A 21,395-nucleotide genomic window follows, 5' to 3' on the forward strand; every position below is an offset into this window, starting at 1 on the left:
GAGAGAGAAAGACTGAAAAAAGACGGCTAGCCTAAATCACCGAGCTTGAGGTGATCCATATCGTCAAACTGCTGATTTTCACCACCCATAGCCCACACAAAGCTGTAATTGCAGCTGCCCGCACCACTGTGGATGGACCAGTGCGGTGAGGCAATCGCGGTCTTTGGCGCAAGGGGCAGAGAGCGGGTTTCGTGGGGCTGGCCCATAAAATGGAATACACGCTCGTCCTGGGGAAAATCAAAATACAGATAGACTTCTGTACGGCGGCGGTGGGTATGGGGCGGCTTGGTATTCCACACACTACCGCTGGCTAGGCGGGTAATGCCCATCACCAACTGACAACTATCCACCACTCCGGGGCAGATAGACTGACATATAACCCGCTCGTTACTGCCATCGATGCTGCCGAGCTCCACCCGGTTGGCTTTGTCCAGCGGGATATGCACGGTTTCGGTCACCCGGTGCGCCGGGTAGCTGACCAGATAGAATTCCGCCGGTGCGCTGTCGTCTGCGCTGGTGAAGGTTACCGCCTGGCTTCCGCGAGTGACATACAGGCTATCAAATTTTTCCATCGGATATTCTTTGCCGTCCACCACGACAACACCGACACCGCCGATATTCACCACACCCAGCTCGCGTCGCTCACAAAAATACGCACTGGCGAGCTCTTTGTGGGTGGGTAGTGAAAGCGGCTTCTGAACGGTAGGTACTGCGGCACCCACTACTGCGCGGTCCACATCGGTATAGGTGAGATTCAGAGTGCCGCGCTCAAACAGCGACTCCATGCAAAAAGATTCGCGTAACTCTGCATTGGTCATGCGCTGATAGCGCACACTGTCGGCGCTGTGAAGAAATTGCATTTTGGCTCCTTAACACGTGGATGTTTATCTTGACGCTTTCGCGCTTTTCACAAAAAACGAATAGTTTCACAGGGAGTTAGACCTGCACCGCCACTGGGCACGGCGATATACAAAGAGGATCATGGCCAAAAGAATGAGAATTTGCGGCTCAATCGCGCCACCCTTACTACCCGCTTCCCCGGTATTCTGATTACTTGAAGCATCGGAATTATCAATTATCTCGTCCGCCCCCCCAGAATCCCCTGAATCCCCTGAATCCCCGGAATCCCCGGAATCCCCGGAATCCCCTGAATCCCCGGAATCCCCTGAGTCCCCGGAACCCCCGGATTCCCCAGAATCTACAGAGTCCCCGACGCCGGTAGTTTCCTGATATTCGAGAGAGAACCAGTTCAGGTTCAAATCATTGCTAAACTGCAGAGTGAGGACCTGCGAGCCAGTTTCGAGGTGACCCAGTTCGATATCGAATGTCGTGAAGCTGCCTTCGCTTCCAGTACTCGCAAGCGCCTGTTCGGCTACCACAAGCTGATCGTCGACTCGAACATCCAGGGTGATGTCGTCCAGCGGAATCGCTGCGCGCATCTGCATACGGTAAGGGCCCGCCTGGGTAATAAGAATGTCGTAGTGCAGAAGATCCTCACTGGAAATCCAGCCCACATGAAAATCCCCGTCGCTGTCGGTGGTGACTTCTATATCCACAACACCGGAACGGTAATCTCCACCTTTGTTAACCGGGGAGGCATCGCTGGCTCTGGAGTAGTCCTCGGCTTCGACCCGGGTTTTCTGACTACCATTGACCACCGGTAGAATATCCAAAGTGTTCGTGACGCTACTGCAGATCACCCACTGCACCGAATCCACAGTGATGGCCTCGCACCGTTCAAAGGCAAAATCCACACACGCATCGGCAAACTTTTCCTGCGCGGCGGAAAAGGTGTGATCCGCCACCGCACAGTATTCGTCATCCGGATCAACTTCTGCGGCGTCGCTGGCGGCCCTTACATAGCAGTTCTTGACAACCCCCGGCTGTGGATCACCGAAAACCTCGGTAGCGCACTGCAAATCGGCGGACTGGTTGTACAGATAGAAGAAGCTACCCGCTGCGCCAAAGGCGATATCCTGTACTCCCACAACGTGAACGATCTCTCCTTCCCTGGAGTCGAAAGTAAATCCATCCGGCCCTCTGTCCGTCTTCGGTAAGTCGAGATCGATCACCTGTACGTGCAGCGGCAGGCTGGTGCTATCGCCCTTTTCCTGAAGGTAGTAGTAGAGCTTTTCGTCATAAATATGCGGAACCCCGTGGCCAAAGGCCGAGCCGCTACCAGTTTCATATACCGTCTGAAAATCATTGGTACCACCGTCGGTGGCCTGAACCCAAGGGCGACCACTTTTCAGTCCGATGATGTAAACCTTGTCGCCGGAGGTGTACAGCTTGTCGGCACCGGCAAACTCCGTAGAGTGAATAAATTCACTGCTTCCGGAGGGCTTATAGGAGTGCAGATAGACGGTTTTATTGATGACCTGATCTTTGACTTTGCTGATGATATGCACATCACCACGATCCGTTACGGTAAAATCAAAACCGCTGACGATATACACCTCGTCTTTTCCGGTCGCCTCAACCAGGTCACCGGGTTCATAGACTTTTAATGACTGTGGATCCACCAGGGGGATCGCGAATTCTTCCCCCCGGTGGGTTTTCCACTGATTTTTTCCGTTCTGGTCATCAGAATAGGCGTAGAAGATGCCGTTCTGATACAGAAACTTGTCATTCTTGTTGCCGCTACGTATCTGGAAAGCCGTTCTCAGCTTTCCATTCACAAACTTCATGTCGCCATACAGTCCCCAGTTGTGATCGAGGTCCGGGCTTTTTGCTGCCTGATTCAGGTGATTGAACTGGGTGAATCTATTCCAGGTCTCTGTTGATGCATCGTATTTCGTAAATACGTAGCCACCGTTGTCGTTTCCTCCTGTGCGCATGAAGAACATCAGGTCATTGTTCTCATTCAGAAAGAATGTCGGGTAGGTAAGATCCTGAAACTGGGCAGGGTCGGCCACACCATTCAGACTGACATGGCCGTAATCGCCCGGTTGGTCTTCCACAAATAGATCGAGCGTAAACTCGTCATCAGGAACGGTTGCGGCATCTACAGTTGTGAAGGCATAACGAAAATAGTCATCAGGAAATTGACTACTCGAATAGGAATGCATGTCGTAAAGAATGTGCAGCTTGCCATCCTTTGGGCTGATGCCAATAGCCGCAGTATTATGCGATTCACCGATCCACCAGTCCCCCCGCAGTCCGGTATGCCGATGGGGAAACTCAACGGTTTTTATCACCTCAGTCTGCATGTTATAGCGGGACAACATCAGATTTCGTGCGTTTTTACCGCCTTTATACCAGGTAGTAAAAATGAACTGATCATAGACTTTTATCGCATCGCCATGGGCGGAAATTCTCGGACCGAACTTGTAGTCGTATACGTCACTATTGCCGTTGTCCGGTGATTCATAGCCGACCTGTTCCCCATTAAAGTAGAGACCGTTGTCGGCCACCTTATACTGGGATTCAAATTCAACCTCCGCATAAACAGCCGAGGAAAGTAGACTCGCCAGACCAACAACCCACTTGAAACCCAGATTGAATCTGGGCTTCTCGCGGGCAATGCGATTGGTGCAATGCATGAAAAAACTCCTTGGAAAAGCGTGTGAAAGTGATTCCAAAGCTGGCTCGCTCTGTATTACTTTCTCAGAGATACGGTATACAGGCACGCATCAAAAGTGCGATGTAGTTTCACCTTCTCACTCGACTATTCTCCCGCACCACCAACGATGCTACTGCTTCCCAGTGCTGTTGCCGTCGCGTTCAGGTATTCGACGAACTGCGCGCGGTTTTGGACATCCTCATCGCGCCATACCGCGGCAAATTGATACTGCGCTTCAGTGCCCCCCTTCAGCAGCACCAGATGGTTGTATTCATCGTCGGTGATCTGTTGCAGATCTGCGTTGCGGAAAAAGATCGCCATACCCAGGTTGTCGTCCGCCAGACTCTGAGGACCCCAGGTAGCGAGATAACCCCACTCGCCACCGTCTTTGGCAGATACCAGCGGCTCCAGGCCGTGACGCACGATTCCGGTGGCCCAGCTTTCCGCGGGGATTTCCGTTTTGGTGTGAACCTGAGTAAGCCGGGAGCCGGGCTCGATACGCAGGGTCATCTCGAGATTCCGTTCGCCGCCGCCAGATTTCCAGCCGGTGTATTGCACGCGCACAGCGGAGGCTTCGGTTTCGTTAGACACGTTTACCGAGGCACCGGTGAATTGCCGAACCCCTTCCAACTTCCCCTGGTGCCAGACACCAACACCGCCAATGCCGAGCGACGGGCCCACTTTCAGAACGTCCATTCCCCAGTCAGACAGCGCGTGATAGTCGGTTCCGTCCTGCCCTACCTCTGGTAGCACCAGCTGCGGTTTCGTTTTGCCGAAAATATCGATCGCCGCACGCTCATCGAAATAGAGCCGGTAGGCCACCTTCTCCGATTCCCAACCCGGGCCTTCATATTTGAACAGGCGGTTGCCGATCTGGTGGTCTTCCGGCAGCTGCATAAATTCCACCGGCACATATTCACCGCCCTGCAGCTTGCCGTCGTCTCCCGGTACGCCGCCACGGCGCACGGCCAGTTCCGCGTAGGCACCCGTTACCTCGGCGTCCACATTGCTATCGCCATGTTTCGCTTCTTTCGCTTCTGTGGATGCGCTCTGCACGGCAGTCTGAACAGGCGCCACTTCCGTTTGCGCCGCCGACTGTGCGTTACGGCTGTCCGAGCAGCCACTCGTAGAGATCAGGGCAACGGCCGCCGCGAGCGCCGCTTTATGCGTGAAATCCAACATTATTATTTCCCCACCTAGACTTTATGGTAAGGCCAACATACACTACTGCAACTGGTATTACCACATGACCAAATCAAAACGGTGGCAATGCGGGAATAGCGACCCGCATCAACGCTCGGCCCCTGCGCGCATCTGATACGATCGTGCGATGTAGCTGAAAGCACCAAGAAATACAAATAACAGTAATAAAGGTGGCATCATGACTCTGAACCGAAGCCTGCAACTCGGGCTGGGACTGCTGATCGGCGGTCTCTGCACCAGCATCCACACTTCCGCCAATGCCTTCGCCAGCGCCAGTGGTGCGGCGCAGGCAGAGTACTGGCCAGAGCCAGTTGCCTGGCAGGCACCTGCGGCCGAGATTCCGGCCTACGCCGACAAGCTCTCTCCCGCACTCACCCAGGCAGACATCACCGCTGCCGCCAACCGCGTGGCGGACTGGCAGCTGAGCCAGTACGACCTGCGCAGCAACATGATGCGCGCAGAAGGCCGCGCTAGCGGTATTCCCCAGGGCTGGATGTATGCCACCTGGCAGATCGGCCTGCTGGAATGGGCCAAAGTGAGCAAGCAGCTGCCCTACGAACAGGCGGTAATCAACAACGCTTTCACCAATCAATGGCTGTTGGGTCCGCGGGTACACCACGCTGACGACCATGCAATGGGTACCGTATATCTGGACCTGTACGAGCGCATGGGTGGCGAGGAAAAAATCGCACACCTGAAACAGCAGTTCGACAAGGTGCTGGCAGATCAGCCGGACACCAGCCTCTATTTTGATGACGATGACAAGTTCCACCAGGACCTTGCCCATCGTAATTTCGACGATCCCTCCTGCACCATTCGCTGGTGCTGGGCCGATGCCATTTTTATGGCACCACCGGTATGGGCGGAGCTGGCTCGCATTACCGGCTCGCAGAAGTACCTGGACTTTATGGATAAAGAGTTCTGGGTGACTACCGACTATCTCTACAACACCGACGAAAAGCTTTACCTGCGCGACAGCCGCTATTTCGAGCGCAAAGACAGCAAGGGCCGCCTGATTTACTGGGGCCGCGGCAACGGCTGGGTACTCGCCGGTATCGCACGCACACTGAAAGAACTGCCGGATCACTTCGCGGAAAAAGAGCGCTACGAAACCCTGTTCCAGGAAATGAGCGCGCGACTGGTCGACCTGCAACAAAAGGACGGCAGCTGGCCCTCTTCACTGCTGGAGATCGAGGAACAGTCACCACCGGAATCCAGCGGTACCGGCCTGCTGGTGTACGCGCTGGCCTGGGGTGTAAACAGTGGTCTGCTAAAAGATGAGAAGTACGTGGACGCGGTACACAAAGGCTGGGCGTCACTGGTAGACAGCGTGCAGCCAAACGGCAAACTGGGCTGGGTTCAACAGGTCGCCTTTGCACCAGGTTCCGCTACCGCGGAAGACACCCAGCTTTACGGCACCGGCGCATTGTTGCTGGCCGCCTCGGAAGTCATCCAGCTCGATCACAAGTAAACGCTCTTACGCAGTAAATTGAGGAGAGATCGCACCATGCGCGATTACCTGCAGAAACAATTTGGCCTTGAGGGCAAGGTCGCCATGGTCACCGGTGCGAGCCGCGGACTCGGCAAGGCGATGGCACTGGCTCTTGGCCGCGCCGGTGCGCGGGTGGTGGTGGTGGGTTCCACCTCCGCCAGTGCCGAGAATGCACAACAGGAACTGAGCGCCGAAGGCATCGACACCATTGCACTGGGTTGCGATCAGTCCCAGCCGGAGCAGATCAATGCGCTGTTCCAGGAAGTGGAATCCCGCTTTGGCCGTCTGGACGTTCTGATCAATAACGCCGGCACCATCCGCCGCGCACCCGCGGTGGATTATTCCGATGACGATTGGAACGCGGTGATGGACACCAACATCAACGGCGTATTCAGAATGTGCCGCGCCGCCGGCGCGATGATGCTGAAACAGGGCTCGGGCAAGATTATCAATATTGCCTCCCTGCTCAGTTTCTCCGGCGGTATTACCGTGCCCGCTTACGCGGCCAGTAAAGGGGCAGTATCCCAGCTTACCAAGGCGCTGGCCAACGAGTGGGCGGCAAACAATATTCAGGTCAATGCCATTGCACCGGGCTATTTCGCCACCGACAACACCGCCAACCTGCGCGCGGATGCCGAGCGCAATGCGGCGATCAGCGCGCGTATTCCCGCCGGGCGCTGGGGTAATCCGGAAGATCTGGCCGGTGCCGCGGTGTTCTTGGCCTCTCCCGCGGCCGACTACATGAATGGTCACATCATGCTGGTAGATGGCGGCTGGATGGCACGCTAGGAACGTCAAAAAAATTAGGCAAATCCGAGAAACTATTTCGATAAAAATTTACGGAGCCAACCATGCAACGCGCAGAGGAATTATCCTCACCCTCAGGCACCGCACTGTTTTTTTGCGGTGCTTTTTTTTACCTGTTGTTTTCCACAGCCTGGGCTTCAGCGCTACAGGAAAAGCAGTTGTTTAATAGCGACTGGGAATACCTGCAGGACGAACGGCTATCGCCACCGTCGCTGGATGCGGCGGGCGCAACGGATGTGACGCTGCCGCACACCTGGAACGCCACCGATACCGTGGATGCACAGCCCGGTTACCGGCGCGGTGCGGGCTGGTACAGCAAGCGTTTTCGTATCGCGGAGAATCTGCCCACTGGCACCCGCCACAAACTCTATTTTGAGGGCGCCAATCAGAAGGCGCAGGTTTACCTGAACGGGCGCGAGATCGGCGAACATATTGGCGGCTACCTGGGCTTTACCGTCGAGCTTACCGAACACCTGCAGCCCGATGCCGACAACCTGGTGCAGGTGCGCGTATCCAACGAATACGATCGCAACTTGATCCCTTCACAAAAGGCCGACTTTTTTATTCACGGCGGCCTGACCCGCGATGTGTGGCTGCAGCAACTGCCTGCGGAACACATCCAGTCTGTGACGATCACCACCCCCAATGTCAGCCGTGAATCGGCGCAGACAAAGGTGCAGATCACTCTGGATAAATCGTCCGCAGCCCGCACCAGCGGCAAGGCAGCGCGGCTGCAGTTGACACTGCTGGACCCTGCGGGAAAAACCGTAAGCAGCAGCGAAACCGAGATTGACGGCGAGCAGGGGGAGGCCGAGCTCCCACCGCTGCAGCAACCGCAACTCTGGTCCCCGGATTCACCGGCACTCTACACACTGGTTACCGAGCTGCAGGACACTGACGGTAAAACCCTGCATCAGCATCGCGAGCGTTTCGGCTACCGCTGGTTTGAGATGCGTCCCAACCAGGGTTTCTTCGTCAACGGGAAACGGGTGCTGATTCGCGGCACCCATCGCCATGAAGAGCACGCGGGTATCGGTGCCGCCATGAGCAATGACCAGCACCGCGCGGATATGCTGCAAATGAAGCGGATGGGGGCCAACTTTGTGCGTCTCGCGCACTATCCTCAAGACCCGGAAATCTACCGCGCCGCAGACGAACTCGGGCTGATACTGTGGGATGAATTACCCTGGTGTCGCGGCGGTATGGGCGGCGAGGAGTGGAAAGAGAATACCGAACGACTGCTGCGGCAGCAGATCGCGCAGAACTTCAATCACCCGAGCATCGCCTTCTGGTCTCTGGGCAACGAGATTTACTGGGAAGAGGACTTCCCGGGTGGTGGCGATGATGCGGTGGTGCTGCCCTACCTCAAGCACTTAAACAAGGTCGCCAAGGAACTGGATCCGCAGCGCATGACGACCATCCGCAAGTACTACCCAGGCGCGGAAGTGGTGGATGCCTTCTCCCCCTCTGTCTGGGCGGGATGGTATGGCGGTGCCTACGGTCAATACGAGGCAGCGCTTGAAGACGCGATGGGTAAGTACCCCGCCTTCCTGCATATGGAATACGGTGGTTCCAGCCACCGCGGCAGGCATACGGAAACGCCCATCGACAAAAACGGCATCCCCGACGCCCAAGTATCCGTTACCGAAGCCATGAACCAGGCGGTAGTGAAAAGCGTGGCCAAGGACAGCGACTGGAACGAAAACTACATGGTGAACCTGTTTGACTGGCACCTGTCGGTAAGCGAAGGCACCGAGCATTTCGCCGGTAATGCACAGTGGGCGTTCAAGGATTTCGGCACACCGCTGCGCCCGGAGAATCCCGTGCCCTATATCAACCAGAAGGGGCTGGTGGACCGCGCGGGCAATCCCAAGGATGCCTACTACGTTTTCGCGAGTTACTGGGCCGATACACCGTTTTGCTGGATTGAATCCCACACCTGGACCGTGCGCTTTGGGCCGGAGAGCGGGCGGCCCGTCAAGGTGTACTGCAATACCGATTCCGCCGAGCTCTTCCTGAACGGCAAAAGCCTCGGCAAGAAAAAGCGCAAGCCGGGGCAGTTTCCCGCCCATGGACTGGTGTGGCAGGTGCCGTTTAAGGAAGGAGAAAATCAGCTGCGCGCGGTGGGCAGAAATGCCGCCGGCAAGCAGATCGCCGAAGACGGCTACGACCTTACCTACCACCTGGGAGAGCCCGACAAGACGGAGAAGGTGGTGCTTAATGCGATACGCACCGCCAGCGGTGATTACCTGATCACCGCGGAAGCCCGGGACAAGCAGGGCAGACGCGCGATCAATTTCAGCGAGCGCGCCTATTTCTCGGTACTCAATGGCGGCGGAGAACTGGTGGAGAATCAGGGCACCTATTCCGGTTCATCCAGTATAGAAATGGCCAATGGCCTTGCCACCATACAGTTCAAGCCTGGAAATCGACCGGCCGTTGTAGAGTTTCGTACCCAGAACATCAAGGGCGCCTATATCGAGCTGCCGGCGGCGCGATCTCACTAAACCGAACCAAACTGCCACACCCATCTAACCCCACCTACCTCATACAAACCCTACCAAGACCTTGCGTAATCCCCCTTGCGCAAGGTGTTGGCGCCTACAGCCAGCCTGATCACACACGCCTCCACACTTTTGCCTGTAATCTCCCGTCGACCTCAATGGACTGCCACAGGGGCGCGAAAAGCTTCACAATGAGGCCTCAGACACCTCAATTAACGACTGGATAGATGGTAAGGCCACTTGACGATCTGTCATTTTTCCGTGACCATTGCCCAACCTGTCCAAGATTTAGCGATGGTAGGTTCTGACAGCGGCACCGTCAGACAACACATGAAAATAACAAACAGACCTCTGAGGGCCTGATCATGACAAGCAATCGAATTCGTCCGACGTTCACCAAAACCCTGCTGAGCACCGTAATCGCCCTGTCCGCGGCACCGGCCCTGGCGCAGGAAGGTGACACCCTGGAAGAAGTGGTCGTTACCGCGCAATTCCAGCGCAACCTGGATAACGCGCTCGACGTTAAACGCAATGCTTCCACCATTGTCGACGGTATTTCCGCCGACGATATCGGCACCCTGCCGGCACTGGATATGGGTGAAGCCCTGCAAGCGGTGGCCGGCGTGCAGCTCAATCGCGAAGGCGAGCGCCGCGAATCCAGTATCAACCTGCGCGGTATGCCGTCTGGCTTTGTGCAGACCACCGCCAACGGCCAGACCTTTGCCAGCCCGGCGCGCAGCACCAAGGCGTTCGGCGCACCGAACCCCTTCGGCGCTTTTGATCCAGCGGTATTCAACGGCACCAATGTGATCAAGACCCAGACCGCGGCCATGCAGGAAGGCGGTATTGCCGGCACCGTGGATCTGGTACTGCCGCGCGCACTGGACAAAGATGACGGCAAGCTGAGCCTCTCTATTGCCGGCCGCAGCGAACAGCTGGCCGACGCGCTGGACAGCGAGATGGTACTGTCTGGCTCCAAGCACCTGATCACTGACCAGCTCGCGGTGACCGCCACCCTGGCGACCTCCGAGCAGACCTTCCGCCGCGATACGGTGAAGATCAACCGCTACGACAATATTCCCAGCAACGGCAATTTTGTCGGTGCCAGCGGTGAGGACTATGCCACCTGGGCTGCCGCCAACAATCTGCCGGACAACGCCGTGGTGAAAATGCCCGGCGAACTGCGCCAGGGCTCCGAGATCAACGAAGGCACCCGTACCTCCTTCTCTGGCGGTATCGAATTCCAGGCCAACGACAACCTGACCCTCGGCCTGAACGTGCTCTACACCGAGCGCGACATGAACGAAAACGGCCAGCAGGAGCTCGACCTGCGAACCCGCAGCGGTGGCACCATCATTACCCCGAACAGCGCACCCCGTGACACCGGTACCGTAGACGCCAACGGCAACCCGATTTTCACCGTGTCCGACATCCTGTTTGACCAAGTGGACTACCGCAACACCTCGCGTATCTGGGACACCTACGAACAATCCCAAGCGGTACTGATGGATGCGGAGTGGGCCAACGACGACTGGACCATCGACGGACTGGTATCCCTGTCTTCTGCGGAAAACAACTGGAGCGAACTCTTCTACACCCCGATCTTTACTGCAGGCACCAGCGGAATTTCCGGGCGTCTCTATACCGGTGATGGCGATGTAGGCAACTTCGTTACCGAGTTCGACGGGCTGGAAAACGTCAACCTGGACGGTGAGTGGCTGGTAAAAGACACCCTAAGCGGTTCTGGTATCACAACCCTGGTGGACAACCCCAATGTACAGGCACTGATTACCGGTACCTCTGAGATTCTGGAAACCGAAGCCAACTCGTTTGAGTTCAACGCCAAACGCGCGCTGGAACTGCCGGCGGTCTCCGCGGTGTCCTTTGGCTACCGCTTCTCCAGCCAGACTCAGGATTCCGACCGTCTGCGCAGCTCGCCCACCGGCATCGACCTGAACGGCATCCTCAACAACGCCGCTATCGGCGATCCGGCCTACGTCAACGAAGGCAACTTCTTCGGCGGCGACGCACCGGGCTTTGCCGGCGCTGGCGAAGGCTGGTATGCACTGAATGTAGATGCGCTCAACGCCCTGGCCGCCGCCTCCATCGGCAACGTAGCACCCGACCCCGTTACCGGTGAAATCCCCGTGCGCGTGCCCTCCACCGGCTTGATCGCCCGCGGTGGCCAGCAGAGTGCCGGCCTGGTGTACGACGTGGAACTAGATACCTCGGCGCTCTACCTGATGACCGACCTGGACTTCACCGTGGCCGACCTGCCGGTTTCCGGTAACGCCGGCGTGCGCTATGTGAACTCCGAACAGACCGCGGCCTCGCCGTACTACGCCTTCGGTGCCACCGACATCAACAACCCGGAAAAGCGCGCCGTCGACAGCGACTACGACTTCCTGCTGCCGAGCCTGAACCTGGCGGTGGAACTGAGTGAAGATCTGATGCTGCGTTTCGGCTACGGCGAATCCATCTCCCGCCCGAACGTGCGCGCCGCCACACCAGCCACCACCATTTCTTCGGTGCCGGGTGCAGTCAGCGTGAAATTGCCGGGCGCGGATGTCGAGCCCTTCTCCGCGACGTCCTACGATGTGTCGCTGGAGTGGTATAACCGCGAAGGCAGCGCCATTACCTTTGCCGCCTTCCAAAAGAATATCGACAACTTCTTCACCGGCGTTGCCAGCTGTGACGGCAGCCTGCTGGCGGATTACGACCTGGATGTGGGCGCGTTGTCGCTCGACGGCGACAACTGTGTCACCAACGGTGTAGATGCCTACGATGTGATCGACGCGGACTACATCATGGCCGGCGATCAGGTCAGCATTACCAAGATCCAGAACGTGGACGAGCAGATTCAGGTGCAGGGTTACGAGCTGTCCATTCAGCAAAACCTGAGCTTCCTGCCGTACCCTTGGAATGGCCTGGGCGGCATCGTCAACTACTCCCACACCGAGCAGGACTCCCCGCTGGAAGCGCGCATTCCTGGCATCTCTGATGACACCTACAACGTGATCGGCTACTGGGAAGACGGTCCCTTCGGTGTGCGCCTGGCCTACAACTACCGCAGTGAATACGAGCTGGAAAGTGTCGGTACCTTTAATGGTGAAGGGAACAAGAACGTGAAGGCCGCAGGCCGCCTGGACCTGTCGGCTTACTACAACGTCACCGACAACTTCAGCCTGTCCATGAAAGGTTACAACCTCACCGAAGCGCTGTACGAGGAATATCAGGATAACGAATTCCAGCCTCGCGCCACCCACTTCGACGGTCGTATTTTTGTGCTGCAGGCGAAGTACAACTTCTTCTGAGTTGTCGGCACATAGACCACTGACTAAAGGGGACTCCAAATGGAGTCCCTTTTTTCTCCCCTTAGCGGTTTGCAATTTGAAGAGGTGTGGTACGCGATGCCCAGATTGACACCTATACTCATCGTCATTTTTACTGCGCTGCTCTCCCAAGTTGGCTGGGCCGCGGCCAGCGAGAAATTAGCAGTATTCGATGCAGAGCTGTTTGATGCACTGGAGCGAGAACCGGAAACCCTCGCCGAAATTACGGAAAGTGCGTGGCAAGCACTGAACAACCCGCTCTATTCCGTCGTCGACAAAAAATCCGCACCCGCCAGTGGCGACCGGCACGACTACTACAGCCTGGGGCCTTACTGGTGGCCGAATCCGGATACCGAAAACGGACTGCCCTATATCCGCCGGGACGGCAAACGCAACCCGGAGATTAACCAGCAGGCCGGCGACAATCGCCGCCTGGTAGCACTGAGCCGCGATGTCACCGCACTCGCGCTCGTCTACCGCGCCACCGGCGACACGCGCTACGCCGACAAGGCCCGCGCACAATTGCACAACTGGTTTATCCACCCGGACACGCGGATGAACCCCAATTTTCAGCACGCGCAGGCCATCCCCGGGATAAACGACGGCCGCGGTATTGGCATCATTGAAGCGCGCTTTTTTATTCCGCTGATTGATGCGGTCGAATTACTCGGCACGCACCTGAGTACAGAAGAAACTCAGTATATTCAGCAGTGGTTTCGGCAGTTCAATCACTGGCTTCTGACCAGTGACAACGGCTTTGAAGAGGATAACTGGCACAACAACCACGGCACCTGGTTCGATGCTCAGGTAGTGGCCTTTGCACTCTTCACCGGCGACCTGGATACCGCCAAGCGGCGCCTGCGCATCACCCAGATGCGGCGTATCGGCGCTCAGTTCGATCGCCACGGTAACCAGCACGCAGAGTTCGAACGCACCCGCCCCTGGCACTACGCCAACTTCAATCTGGAGGCGTACAACCTGCTGGGGCGCTTTGGCGAAAAGGTGGGCGTGGATATCTGGAACTACTCGGTAGACGGTCACGCTCTGAAAAAGGGCTACGCGCTCATCGCAGAAACCGTGTTGGCCCCAGAGAATTGGCCTTACAAAGAGATGTACGGGCTGGACCTGCAGGTGGCCCGCAGCACCCTGTACCACGCCCAGCGGGCCTACCCCGACGCCCTGTTCACACAGGCTTGGGACAAACTTGCCAACTTATCTACAGCGGCACCAGACCCACGCTTGGTGCCGGTAGAATAGGTCCTAGCCCACTGGCAACACAGAAATGACCGGCCAACAGCGGTAAATTCTGCGGCCGGGAACCCAAATCAGGACAAATGCCTTACCAGAACCGTTGACTGGTAAAGCCAATTTTGACAGTATGGCGGCAATCGCTGCTCAATACACACTCTCGTACCGAGTATCGAGGTTTTCTCCATCGCCTGGCGCACCGGGCACAAGGGGGCTGGTTTGGACCCCTTCTGCTACTGATTCGCGCATACCGCCCGCTCCCGCCGCAGCCCTTGCTGCGCGGTGAGCCGGGCTCTTTTCTTTTTCGAGCCTGACTCGGCCGATATAAGTTTCCGGCGCTGGCAAAACCACACAACAATAAACGGATTCGGCCTCCAACGACTTCCATCTACACGAGAAGCGCGAGCCGCCGGTTCCCAATGGCAAACCCGAAATCTGGAAGCATCCACATGACACGCCCTCTGATTCTGCACCCCGACCGTCTGTTTCCGGCTGACCAAGTAAGCCGGGATATCGCGCGCAATCTTTACCAGAGCGTGAAAGATCTGCCGATCATCAGCCCCCACGGTCATACCGACCCATCCTGGTTCGCCGACAACCAGCCCTTCGGCAACCCGGCCGACCTGCTGATCCGCCCGGACCACTATGTGTTCCGCATGCTCTATTCCCAGGGCATCCCCCTGGAGAGCCTGGGCATCCGCACCCAGGACGGCACTCCGGTAGAGCAGGATCCACGCAAGATCTGGCAACTGCTGGCGGACAACTACCACCTGTTCCGCGGCACTCCATCGCGCACCTGGCTGGATACGGTTTTCCACGATGTATTTGGGCTGGATGTTCAGCTCAACAGCGACACCGCCGAGCTGTACTACGACCGCATCGACAGCGCATTGAAAACACCGGAGTTCCTGCCGCGGGCGCTGTTCGAGCGCTTCAATATCGAGGTGATTGCCACCACTGAGTCCCCGCTGGACGATCTGCGTCATCACCAGAAGATTCTGGACAGCGGCTGGAAAGGCCGTGTGATCACTGCCTTCCGCCCGGACCCGGTGCTGGATCCGGATTTCGAAGGCTTTACCGATAACCTGGCGCAGCTGGCCGAGATCACCGGTGAAGACACGTCCACCTGGTCCGGCTACCTGGCGGCACTGCGCAACCGTCGCGAATTCTTCAAGCAGATGGGCGCGACCTCCACCGACCACGGTCACCCGACGGCGACCACAGCGAACCTGTCTGCGGCGGAAGCCGAGGCGCTGTTCCTGAAGGTAGTTACCGGTAATGGCAGTGCGGCAGATGCGGAGCTGTTCCGCGGCCAGATGCTGACCGAGATGGCACGCATGAGTATCGAGGATGGCCTGGTGATGCAGATTCACCCGGGCTCTTTCCGCAATCACAACAAGTTGGTGTTCGAGCGCTTCGGCCGCGACAAGGGCTGCGATATTCCGTCCCCGACCGAGTACGTCAGCGCGCTGCAACCGCTGCTGGAAGCAGTGGGTAACGAGCCTGAGCTGAGCATTATTCTGTTCACCCTGGACGAGACTAGCTACAGCCGCGAACTGGCGCCGCTGGCGGGCCACTACCCAGCGCTGAAACTGGGCCCGAGCTGGTGGTTCCACGACAGCCCGGAAGGTATGCGTCGTTTCCGCGAGCAGGTAACCGAGACTGCCGGCTTCTACAACACCGTCGGCTTTAACGATGACACCCGCGCATTCCTGTCCATCCCCGCCCGTCACGATGTGGCGCGCCGCATGGATTGTGTGTGGCTGGCGCAGCTGGTCTCCGACCACCGCCTGCAGGAAGACGAAGCCTTCGAACTGGCCGCGGACCTCGCCTACAACCTGGCGAAAAAAGCTTACAAGCTTTGATAGGTGGAAAAGAAATGAGCCAAGAACGACTCAACAACAATATTCTGGAAAGCCTCCCCGCTGAGGTGATCAAGCCGGCCTACGACCGCAACGAAGTCACCACCGGCATCGTGCACCTGGGTATCGGGGCCTTCCACCGCGCGCACCAGGCTTGGTTCACGGAAAACCGTATTGCCGCCGGCGAAAAGGACTGGGGTATTGTGGGTGCTAGCCTGCGTTCTGCCGGCGTGCGCGATCAGCTGGTGCCGCAGAATGGCCTTTATTCCGTGGTGGAAAAATCCAACGCGGGCACCAAGGTGCAGATCGTCGGTGCGGTGAGCGATGTGCTGGTGGGCCCGGAAAGCCCGCAACAATTACTGGAGCTTCTGGCCCAGGAAAGTGTGCGTATCGTTTCCCTGACCATCACCGAGAAAGGCTACTGCCACGATCCGGCGAGCGGCGACCTGAACCCGCAGCACCCGGACGTGATTCACGATCTGGCCAACCCGCAGGCTCCCAGGTCTGCTCTGGGTTACATCGTCGGTGCCCTGGCTCTGCGTAAGGCGCGCGGCCTACCGGGCTTTACCGTGCTGACCTGCGACAACCTGCCGTCCAACGGCAAGCTGCTGGGCAATGTGCTGGGGCAGTTTGCGGAGAAAGTCGACAGTGAACTGGCGGTGTGGATTGCGGAAAACACCACCACGCCATCCACCATGGTGGACCGTATTGTGCCGGCCACGACCGACGCGGACCGCGAAGAGCTGGAAGCGCTGATCGGCTGTCGCGATGAGGCGGCGGTAATGGCGGAGCCCTTCGCCCAGTGGGTGGTGGAAGATAACTTCCTGCGCGGCCGCCCAGCTTGGGACAAGGCCGGTGCCACTCTGGTTGACGATGTGGAAGTTTACGAGCTGATCAAGCTGCGCCTGTTAAATGGCAGCCATTCCATGCTCGCCTACAGTGGTTACCTGGCCGGCTGTGAGACGGTGGCGGATGTGATGGCGGTACCGGCGTTTAACAAGCTGGCACTGCACTTTATACAGTCCGAGGCCACCAGCTCCATCGAGGTGCCGGCAGAGTTTGATATTGCCGCTTACCAGGCAGAACTGATCGATCGTTTCGAGAACCGCGCTCTGCGCCACCGCACCTGGCAGATCGCCATGGACGGGTCGCAGAAGATTCCGCAGCGCTGGCTGGGCACCCTGCGTCATCATCTCGCGAACAATGGCCCCATAGAAGTGCTGAGCTTTGCCCTGGCCAACTGGATCCGTTATGTATCCGCCGTGGACGAGCAAGGCAATGCTATCGAGGTTTCCGACCCGCTGGCGGTGGAGCTGAAAGCGATCTGCGATCAGTACAAGCCTGCCGGTAACGAAGCACTGGCCGCGAACTTCCTCGCGTTCACTCCGGTGTTCGGTGACGACCTGAAACAGAGCGCGCAGCTGCAAAAAGCAGTGGTGAACTGGCTGAACAAACTCGATGCGCAGGGTACTCTGGCGTGTGTGGAACAAGCGTTTGGCGACTTGTAAGTTTTTATGTTTGTTTACAGTGTGCTCATCCGCCGATGGTAACTACGGTCTTCCATTCGGAAATCCATAGTTTGTAGATTTGAATCCCGCAGCCTGTGCTGCGGGATTTTTTTATGCCATGCATGGGGGCCTGCTGCGATCAGTTCACCTTATTCGGCGTGCCTGACTTTTTGTCTTTATCCAAATCCAGCGGATTATCCTCACCAAAACGGCTGTCATCATGCGCGGGGTTATCCGGCCCCCAGGCATCTTCGTTTTCCATATTCGGCAGATGGTGGGCGATACCCCGGTGGCAATCGATGCAAGTGGCCTTGCCCGAGGCCAGCTCAGTGGAGTGCAGTTTACGCGCGCGCTCGCTCTGCACGCTGAAATCCATGTATTCGAAGTCGTGACAGTTGCGGCACTCCAGGGAGTCGTTGGCTTTCAGGCGTGCCCATTCATGCCGCGCCAGCTCCAGGCGCTTTTCCAAAAACTTTTCACGAGTATTGATAGTCCCGAAGATCTTGCCCCACACCTCTTTTGACGCCTGCATCTTGCGTGCAATTTTGTGGGTCCATTCGTGGGGGACATGGCAGTCCGGGCAGGTAGCGCGCACCCCCGAGCGATTGGTCCAGTGAATGGTGCCCTTGAGCTCTTGATAGACGTTGTCCCGCATCTCATGACAACTGATGCAGAACTTTTCCGTATTCGACACTTCTAGGGCTGTGTTGAAGCCACCCCAGAAAACAATCCCGGCAACAAACCCACTCAACAGCAGAAAGCCGAGGCTGAATGCCGTGGCCGGACGGCTCAGTGTGCGCCAATAGCCTTTAATCCAGTCAATCATTACTCAGGCCCCGGATCCGTTACTGGGAGGATTTCTGTTTCTGATTGCGCAACAAAATATCCACATCCTTGAAGGTATTACCCACCGAGGATTTGGCATTGGTTTGCGGCACATGGCACTGCAGGCAAAAGTACCGACGCGGTGCCACATCGGCGAGAACCTGAAAATCCCGATCCATGAAATGGGTGACACTGATCATCGGTGCACCACTCACGGCAGTCTGAATGCGGTTGTGGCACTCCAGGCAGCGATTGGTGTTTTTGTTGATCTGATAATCGCGAATGGTATGGGGAATGGTGGGCGGCTGCTCCGGGTAAGCGCGTACCCGCTTGCCGTCTGTGTTCACCGGGTCCGCCAGCTGTGGTGCCGGACTCTCTTCAAACAACGTGCCGCCCTTGCGAATACCATCCGGCGCCGGTGCATCCGGGAACTGTTCCGCAACAGTGGCCAGTCCGCATACAAATACAATAACGGCGACGGCGATAGTAAATACCTGCTTTCCGGTCATGATCGCTACTCGACTCTCATTGGGTTACGTTGCTGCCAGCTTCAGGCCAGTGAGACCAACTCCAGCTTTACCGCACACTTTTTAAAATCCGTCTGCTTTGAGATTGGATCAGTGGCATCCAGAGTCACCTTGTTGATCAGGCGCTGCGCATCAAAGAAAGGCACATACACCAGGCCTTTCGGCGGCCGCGCCCGCCCGCGGGTTTCCACACGCCCGATCATTTCCCCGCGCCGGCTAATCACCTTGATATCACTGCCGCGACGGAAACCCTGTGCTTGAGCATCGTCCGGGTGCATATACACCACTGCATAGGGTACCGCGCTAAACAACTCCGGTACTCGCTGGGTCATGGAGCCCGTGTGCCAGTGCTCCAGTACCCGCCCGGTACACAACCAGAAAGGAAAAGCCTGATCCGGTGATTCCGCCGGCGGCTCATAGGGCAAAGCGAAGATCCGCGCGCGGCCATCTTCATTGCCGTAGAACTCAATACCAGCACCTTTCTTCACGTAGGGGTCGGAGCCTTCGCGGAAACGCCACAGGGTTTCCTTGCCATCTACCACAGGCCAACGCAGGCCGCGCACTTGGTGGTAGCGGTCAAACGGTGCCAGGTCATGGGCGTGGCCACGGCCAAATTCCGCATATTCCTCGAACAATCCTTTCTGGATGTAGAACCCGAACGCATCCGCTTCGTCGTTGGAAAATTTCTTGTCGCGGTCTTCGGTGGGAAAACGGTTGGTATGCCCGTTGGCATACAGCACGTCGTACAGGGTCTTGCCACGATAGCCGCGCTGCTTGCTCAATTCCTCGGGCCAGACTTCATCGGTTTTGAAGCGTTTGGAAAACTCCACCAGTTGCCAGAGGTCTGACTTGCTTTCCCCGGGTGCTTTTACCTGCTGATGCCAGAACTGAGTGCGACGTTCGGCATTGCCGTAAGCGCCCTCTTTCTCCACCCACATGGCGGTGGGCAAAATCAGGTCCGCCGCCTGTGCCGAAGTGGTCGGGTACACATCGGAGACAATCACGAACGCATCCGGATTGCGCCAACCGGGCAGTAACTCCTGCATTAAGTTGGGGCCGGCCTGGGCGTTGTTGGAGGCCTGGGTCCAGTAGACTTTGAGCTTGCCGTCTTTCAGCGCACGGCTCTGCGCCACCGCATCAAGGCCTGGCTTCGGAGGAATGGTGCCCTTCGGTAACCGCCAGATTTTTTCGGCCTTTTCCCGGTGCTTCGGATTCGCGACCACCATGTCCGCTGGCAGGCGGTGAGAGAAGGTGCCGACTTCCCGGGCAGTACCGCAGGCGGAGGGCTGGCCAGTGAGAGAGAAAGGACTGTTACCCGGAGTAGAAATCTTCCCGGTAAGCAGGTGAATGTTGTAGGCCATGTTATTCGCCCAGACACCGCGGGTGTGCTGATTGAAACCCATGGTCCAGAGAGACATCACCTTGGTGTTCGGATCCGCGTAGAGTTCAGCCAGCTCGGTGAGGCGAGCTTTCGATACCCCGCTTTCTTTCGCCGCGCGCTCCAGCGTGTACGGCTCGAGGAATTCTGCGAATTCCTTGAAGCTCATATCTGTCCACGCATTTACCTTGTCCCGCCCGGTGGCCTTCTGTTCGCGTGGATCTTCATCGCGCAGGCCATAACCAATATTGGTTTCACCACGCACGAAGCGCGTATGTTTTTTGACGAAGTCTTTGTTCACCTTGTTGTTCTGAATAATGTAATTGGCAATAAAATTCAGAATTAACAGGTCCGAATGGGGCGTGAACACCATCGGTATATCGGCGAGCTCGAAACTGCGATGCTCGTAGGTAGAAAGTACCGCAACCTTACACCCCGGGTGCGACAGGCGACGGTCCGTAACCCGCGACCAGAGAATGGGGTGCATCTCCGCCATATTGGAACCCCACAGCACAAATGCATCCGCGTGTTCAAAATCGTCGTAACAGCCCATGGGCTCGTCGATGCCGAAGGTACGCATGAAGCCCGCCACCGCAGAGGCCATACAGTGACGTGCATTGGGGTCGATATTGTTGGTGCGGAAGCCAGCCTTCATCAGTTTACTGGCGGCATACCCTTCCCATACGGTCCACTGGCCCGAGCCGAACATACCCACAGAATCGGAACCGTGGTTTTTGATCGCCGCTTTAAACTTTTGCTCCATGATGTCGAAGGCCTGATCCCACGACACTGCCACAAAATCGCCATTTTTGTCGTATTTGCCATTGCGCATACGCAGTAATGGCTTGGTCAGACGGTCGCTGCCGTACATGATTTTTGACAGGAAGTAGCCTTTCACACAGTTGAGGCCGCGGTTCACTTCCGCCTTGATATCCCCATGGGTTGCGACCACGCGGTTGTCTTTGGTGGCGACCATCACACTACAGCCGGTACCACAAAAACGGCACGGGGCTTTGTTCCAGGTCAGCTCGTTGGCGCCGCCTTTACTGACCAGGTTCTGGGTCTTTGCTGGTACTGCCAGGCCGGCGGCGGCAGCAGCGGCAACTACCGCGCTCGCTTTGGTGAAATCCCGTCGGGTAATGGCCAT

The 21,395-nt window shown here is 57.2% G+C and carries 13 protein-coding genes; 7 read left to right on the plus strand and 6 right to left on the minus strand.

The genetic code is table 11. The features are described 5' to 3' along the window. Positions 1-26: 26 nt before the first annotated feature. From kduI to Q1A74_RS13985, 3 genes are all read right to left on the minus strand, one after another. Complete coding sequence (gene kduI, locus Q1A74_RS13975) at positions 27-860, minus strand: 5-dehydro-4-deoxy-D-glucuronate isomerase (protein ID WP_299597347.1); 834 nt, start codon at positions 858-860, stop codon at positions 27-29. Positions 861-926: 66 nt separating this feature from the next. After that, positions 927-3,542 carry a BNR-4 repeat-containing protein gene (locus Q1A74_RS13980; protein WP_299597349.1) on the minus strand — a complete coding sequence of 872 codons (2,616 nt, stop codon included), beginning with the start codon at positions 3,540-3,542 and terminating at the stop codon, positions 927-929. A 125-nt stretch (positions 3,543-3,667) separates the two neighbouring features. Continuing rightward, a complete protein-coding gene (locus tag Q1A74_RS13985; RefSeq protein ID WP_299597353.1) occupies positions 3,668-4,744 on the minus strand; it encodes a DUF4861 family protein in 1,077 nt (358 codons plus the stop codon). A gap of 199 nt (positions 4,745-4,943) precedes the next feature. Between Q1A74_RS13985 and Q1A74_RS13990 the strand changes: the two genes are divergently transcribed. The 7 genes from Q1A74_RS13990 (at position 4,944) to Q1A74_RS14020 (ending at position 17,518) form a co-directional block, all read left to right on the plus strand. Next, positions 4,944-6,236: a glycoside hydrolase family 88 protein gene (locus Q1A74_RS13990; RefSeq protein WP_299597356.1), complete on the plus strand. Its 1,293-nt coding sequence runs from the start codon at positions 4,944-4,946 to the stop codon at positions 6,234-6,236. Between the two features lie 36 nt (positions 6,237-6,272). After that, on the plus strand, positions 6,273-7,046 hold the full coding sequence (gene kduD, locus Q1A74_RS13995) for a 2-dehydro-3-deoxy-D-gluconate 5-dehydrogenase KduD (protein ID WP_299597359.1): 774 nt from the start codon (positions 6,273-6,275) through the stop codon (positions 7,044-7,046). A 62-nt stretch (positions 7,047-7,108) separates the two neighbouring features. Beyond that, a complete protein-coding gene (locus Q1A74_RS14000) occupies positions 7,109-9,571 on the plus strand; it encodes a glycoside hydrolase family 2 TIM barrel-domain containing protein (protein ID WP_299597362.1) in 2,463 nt (820 codons plus the stop codon). A gap of 362 nt (positions 9,572-9,933) precedes the next feature. Next, complete coding sequence (locus Q1A74_RS14005; RefSeq protein ID WP_299597365.1) at positions 9,934-12,882, plus strand: TonB-dependent receptor; 2,949 nt, start codon at positions 9,934-9,936, stop codon at positions 12,880-12,882. 96 nt (positions 12,883-12,978) lie between these two features. Further along, entirely contained in the window at positions 12,979-14,157 is a 1,179-nt protein-coding gene (locus Q1A74_RS14010) for an alginate lyase family protein (RefSeq protein WP_299597368.1), read from the plus strand. A gap of 440 nt (positions 14,158-14,597) precedes the next feature. Continuing rightward, on the plus strand, positions 14,598-16,013 hold the full coding sequence (gene uxaC / locus Q1A74_RS14015) for a glucuronate isomerase (protein WP_299597371.1): 1,416 nt from the start codon (positions 14,598-14,600) through the stop codon (positions 16,011-16,013). A 14-nt stretch (positions 16,014-16,027) separates the two neighbouring features. Continuing rightward, positions 16,028-17,518, plus strand: coding sequence for a mannitol dehydrogenase family protein (locus tag Q1A74_RS14020; protein WP_299597374.1), 1,491 nt, complete (start codon positions 16,028-16,030; stop codon positions 17,516-17,518). A gap of 139 nt (positions 17,519-17,657) precedes the next feature. Here Q1A74_RS14020 and Q1A74_RS14025 read toward each other — a convergent pair whose 3' ends face one another. Genes Q1A74_RS14025 through napA form a run of 3 tightly spaced genes read right to left on the minus strand, consistent with a single transcriptional unit; the run spans position 17,658 to position 21,395 of the window. Next, positions 17,658-18,344: a cytochrome c3 family protein gene (locus tag Q1A74_RS14025; RefSeq protein ID WP_299597377.1), complete on the minus strand. Its 687-nt coding sequence runs from the start codon at positions 18,342-18,344 to the stop codon at positions 17,658-17,660. Positions 18,345-18,363: 19 nt separating this feature from the next. Beyond that, the gene (locus Q1A74_RS14030; protein ID WP_367275404.1) at positions 18,364-18,852 is read right to left on the minus strand and encodes a nitrate reductase cytochrome c-type subunit; all 489 of its coding nucleotides are present in this window, start codon (positions 18,850-18,852) and stop codon (positions 18,364-18,366) included. Positions 18,853-18,893: 41 nt separating this feature from the next. Beyond that, positions 18,894-21,395 (minus strand): nitrate reductase catalytic subunit NapA, encoded by a 2,502-nt coding sequence (napA, locus tag Q1A74_RS14035; RefSeq protein ID WP_299597380.1) that lies wholly within the window; start codon positions 21,393-21,395, stop codon positions 18,894-18,896.

The sequence above is a fragment of the uncultured Microbulbifer sp. genome, assembly GCF_947504145.1.
Lineage (GTDB): Bacteria > Pseudomonadota > Gammaproteobacteria > Pseudomonadales > Cellvibrionaceae > Microbulbifer.

What these genes read in the sequence shown, in the direction of transcription:
- Q1A74_RS13980 (WP_299597349.1), bottom strand. Translation starts at nt 3,542, where the DNA reads ATGCATTGCACCAATCGCATTGCCCGCGAGAAGCCCAGATTCAATCTG.
- Q1A74_RS14020 (WP_299597374.1), top strand. Translation starts at nt 16,028, where the DNA reads ATGAGCCAAGAACGACTCAACAACAATATTCTGGAAAGCCTCCCCGCT.
- Q1A74_RS13990 (WP_299597356.1), top strand. Translation starts at nt 4,944, where the DNA reads ATGACTCTGAACCGAAGCCTGCAACTCGGGCTGGGACTGCTGATCGGC.
- Q1A74_RS14005 (WP_299597365.1), top strand. Translation starts at nt 9,934, where the DNA reads ATGACAAGCAATCGAATTCGTCCGACGTTCACCAAAACCCTGCTGAGC.
- Q1A74_RS14030 (WP_367275404.1), bottom strand. Translation starts at nt 18,852, where the DNA reads ATGACCGGAAAGCAGGTATTTACTATCGCCGTCGCCGTTATTGTATTT.
- napA (WP_299597380.1), bottom strand. Translation starts at nt 21,395, where the DNA reads ATGGCCATTACCCGACGGGATTTCACCAAAGCGAGCGCGGTAGTTGCC.
- Q1A74_RS14000 (WP_299597362.1), top strand. Translation starts at nt 7,109, where the DNA reads ATGCAACGCGCAGAGGAATTATCCTCACCCTCAGGCACCGCACTGTTT.
- kduD (WP_299597359.1), top strand. Translation starts at nt 6,273, where the DNA reads ATGCGCGATTACCTGCAGAAACAATTTGGCCTTGAGGGCAAGGTCGCC.
- kduI (WP_299597347.1), bottom strand. Translation starts at nt 860, where the DNA reads ATGCAATTTCTTCACAGCGCCGACAGTGTGCGCTATCAGCGCATGACC.
- Q1A74_RS13985 (WP_299597353.1), bottom strand. Translation starts at nt 4,744, where the DNA reads ATGTTGGATTTCACGCATAAAGCGGCGCTCGCGGCGGCCGTTGCCCTG.
- Q1A74_RS14010 (WP_299597368.1), top strand. Translation starts at nt 12,979, where the DNA reads ATGCCCAGATTGACACCTATACTCATCGTCATTTTTACTGCGCTGCTC.
- Q1A74_RS14025 (WP_299597377.1), bottom strand. Translation starts at nt 18,344, where the DNA reads ATGATTGACTGGATTAAAGGCTATTGGCGCACACTGAGCCGTCCGGCC.
- uxaC (WP_299597371.1), top strand. Translation starts at nt 14,598, where the DNA reads ATGACACGCCCTCTGATTCTGCACCCCGACCGTCTGTTTCCGGCTGAC.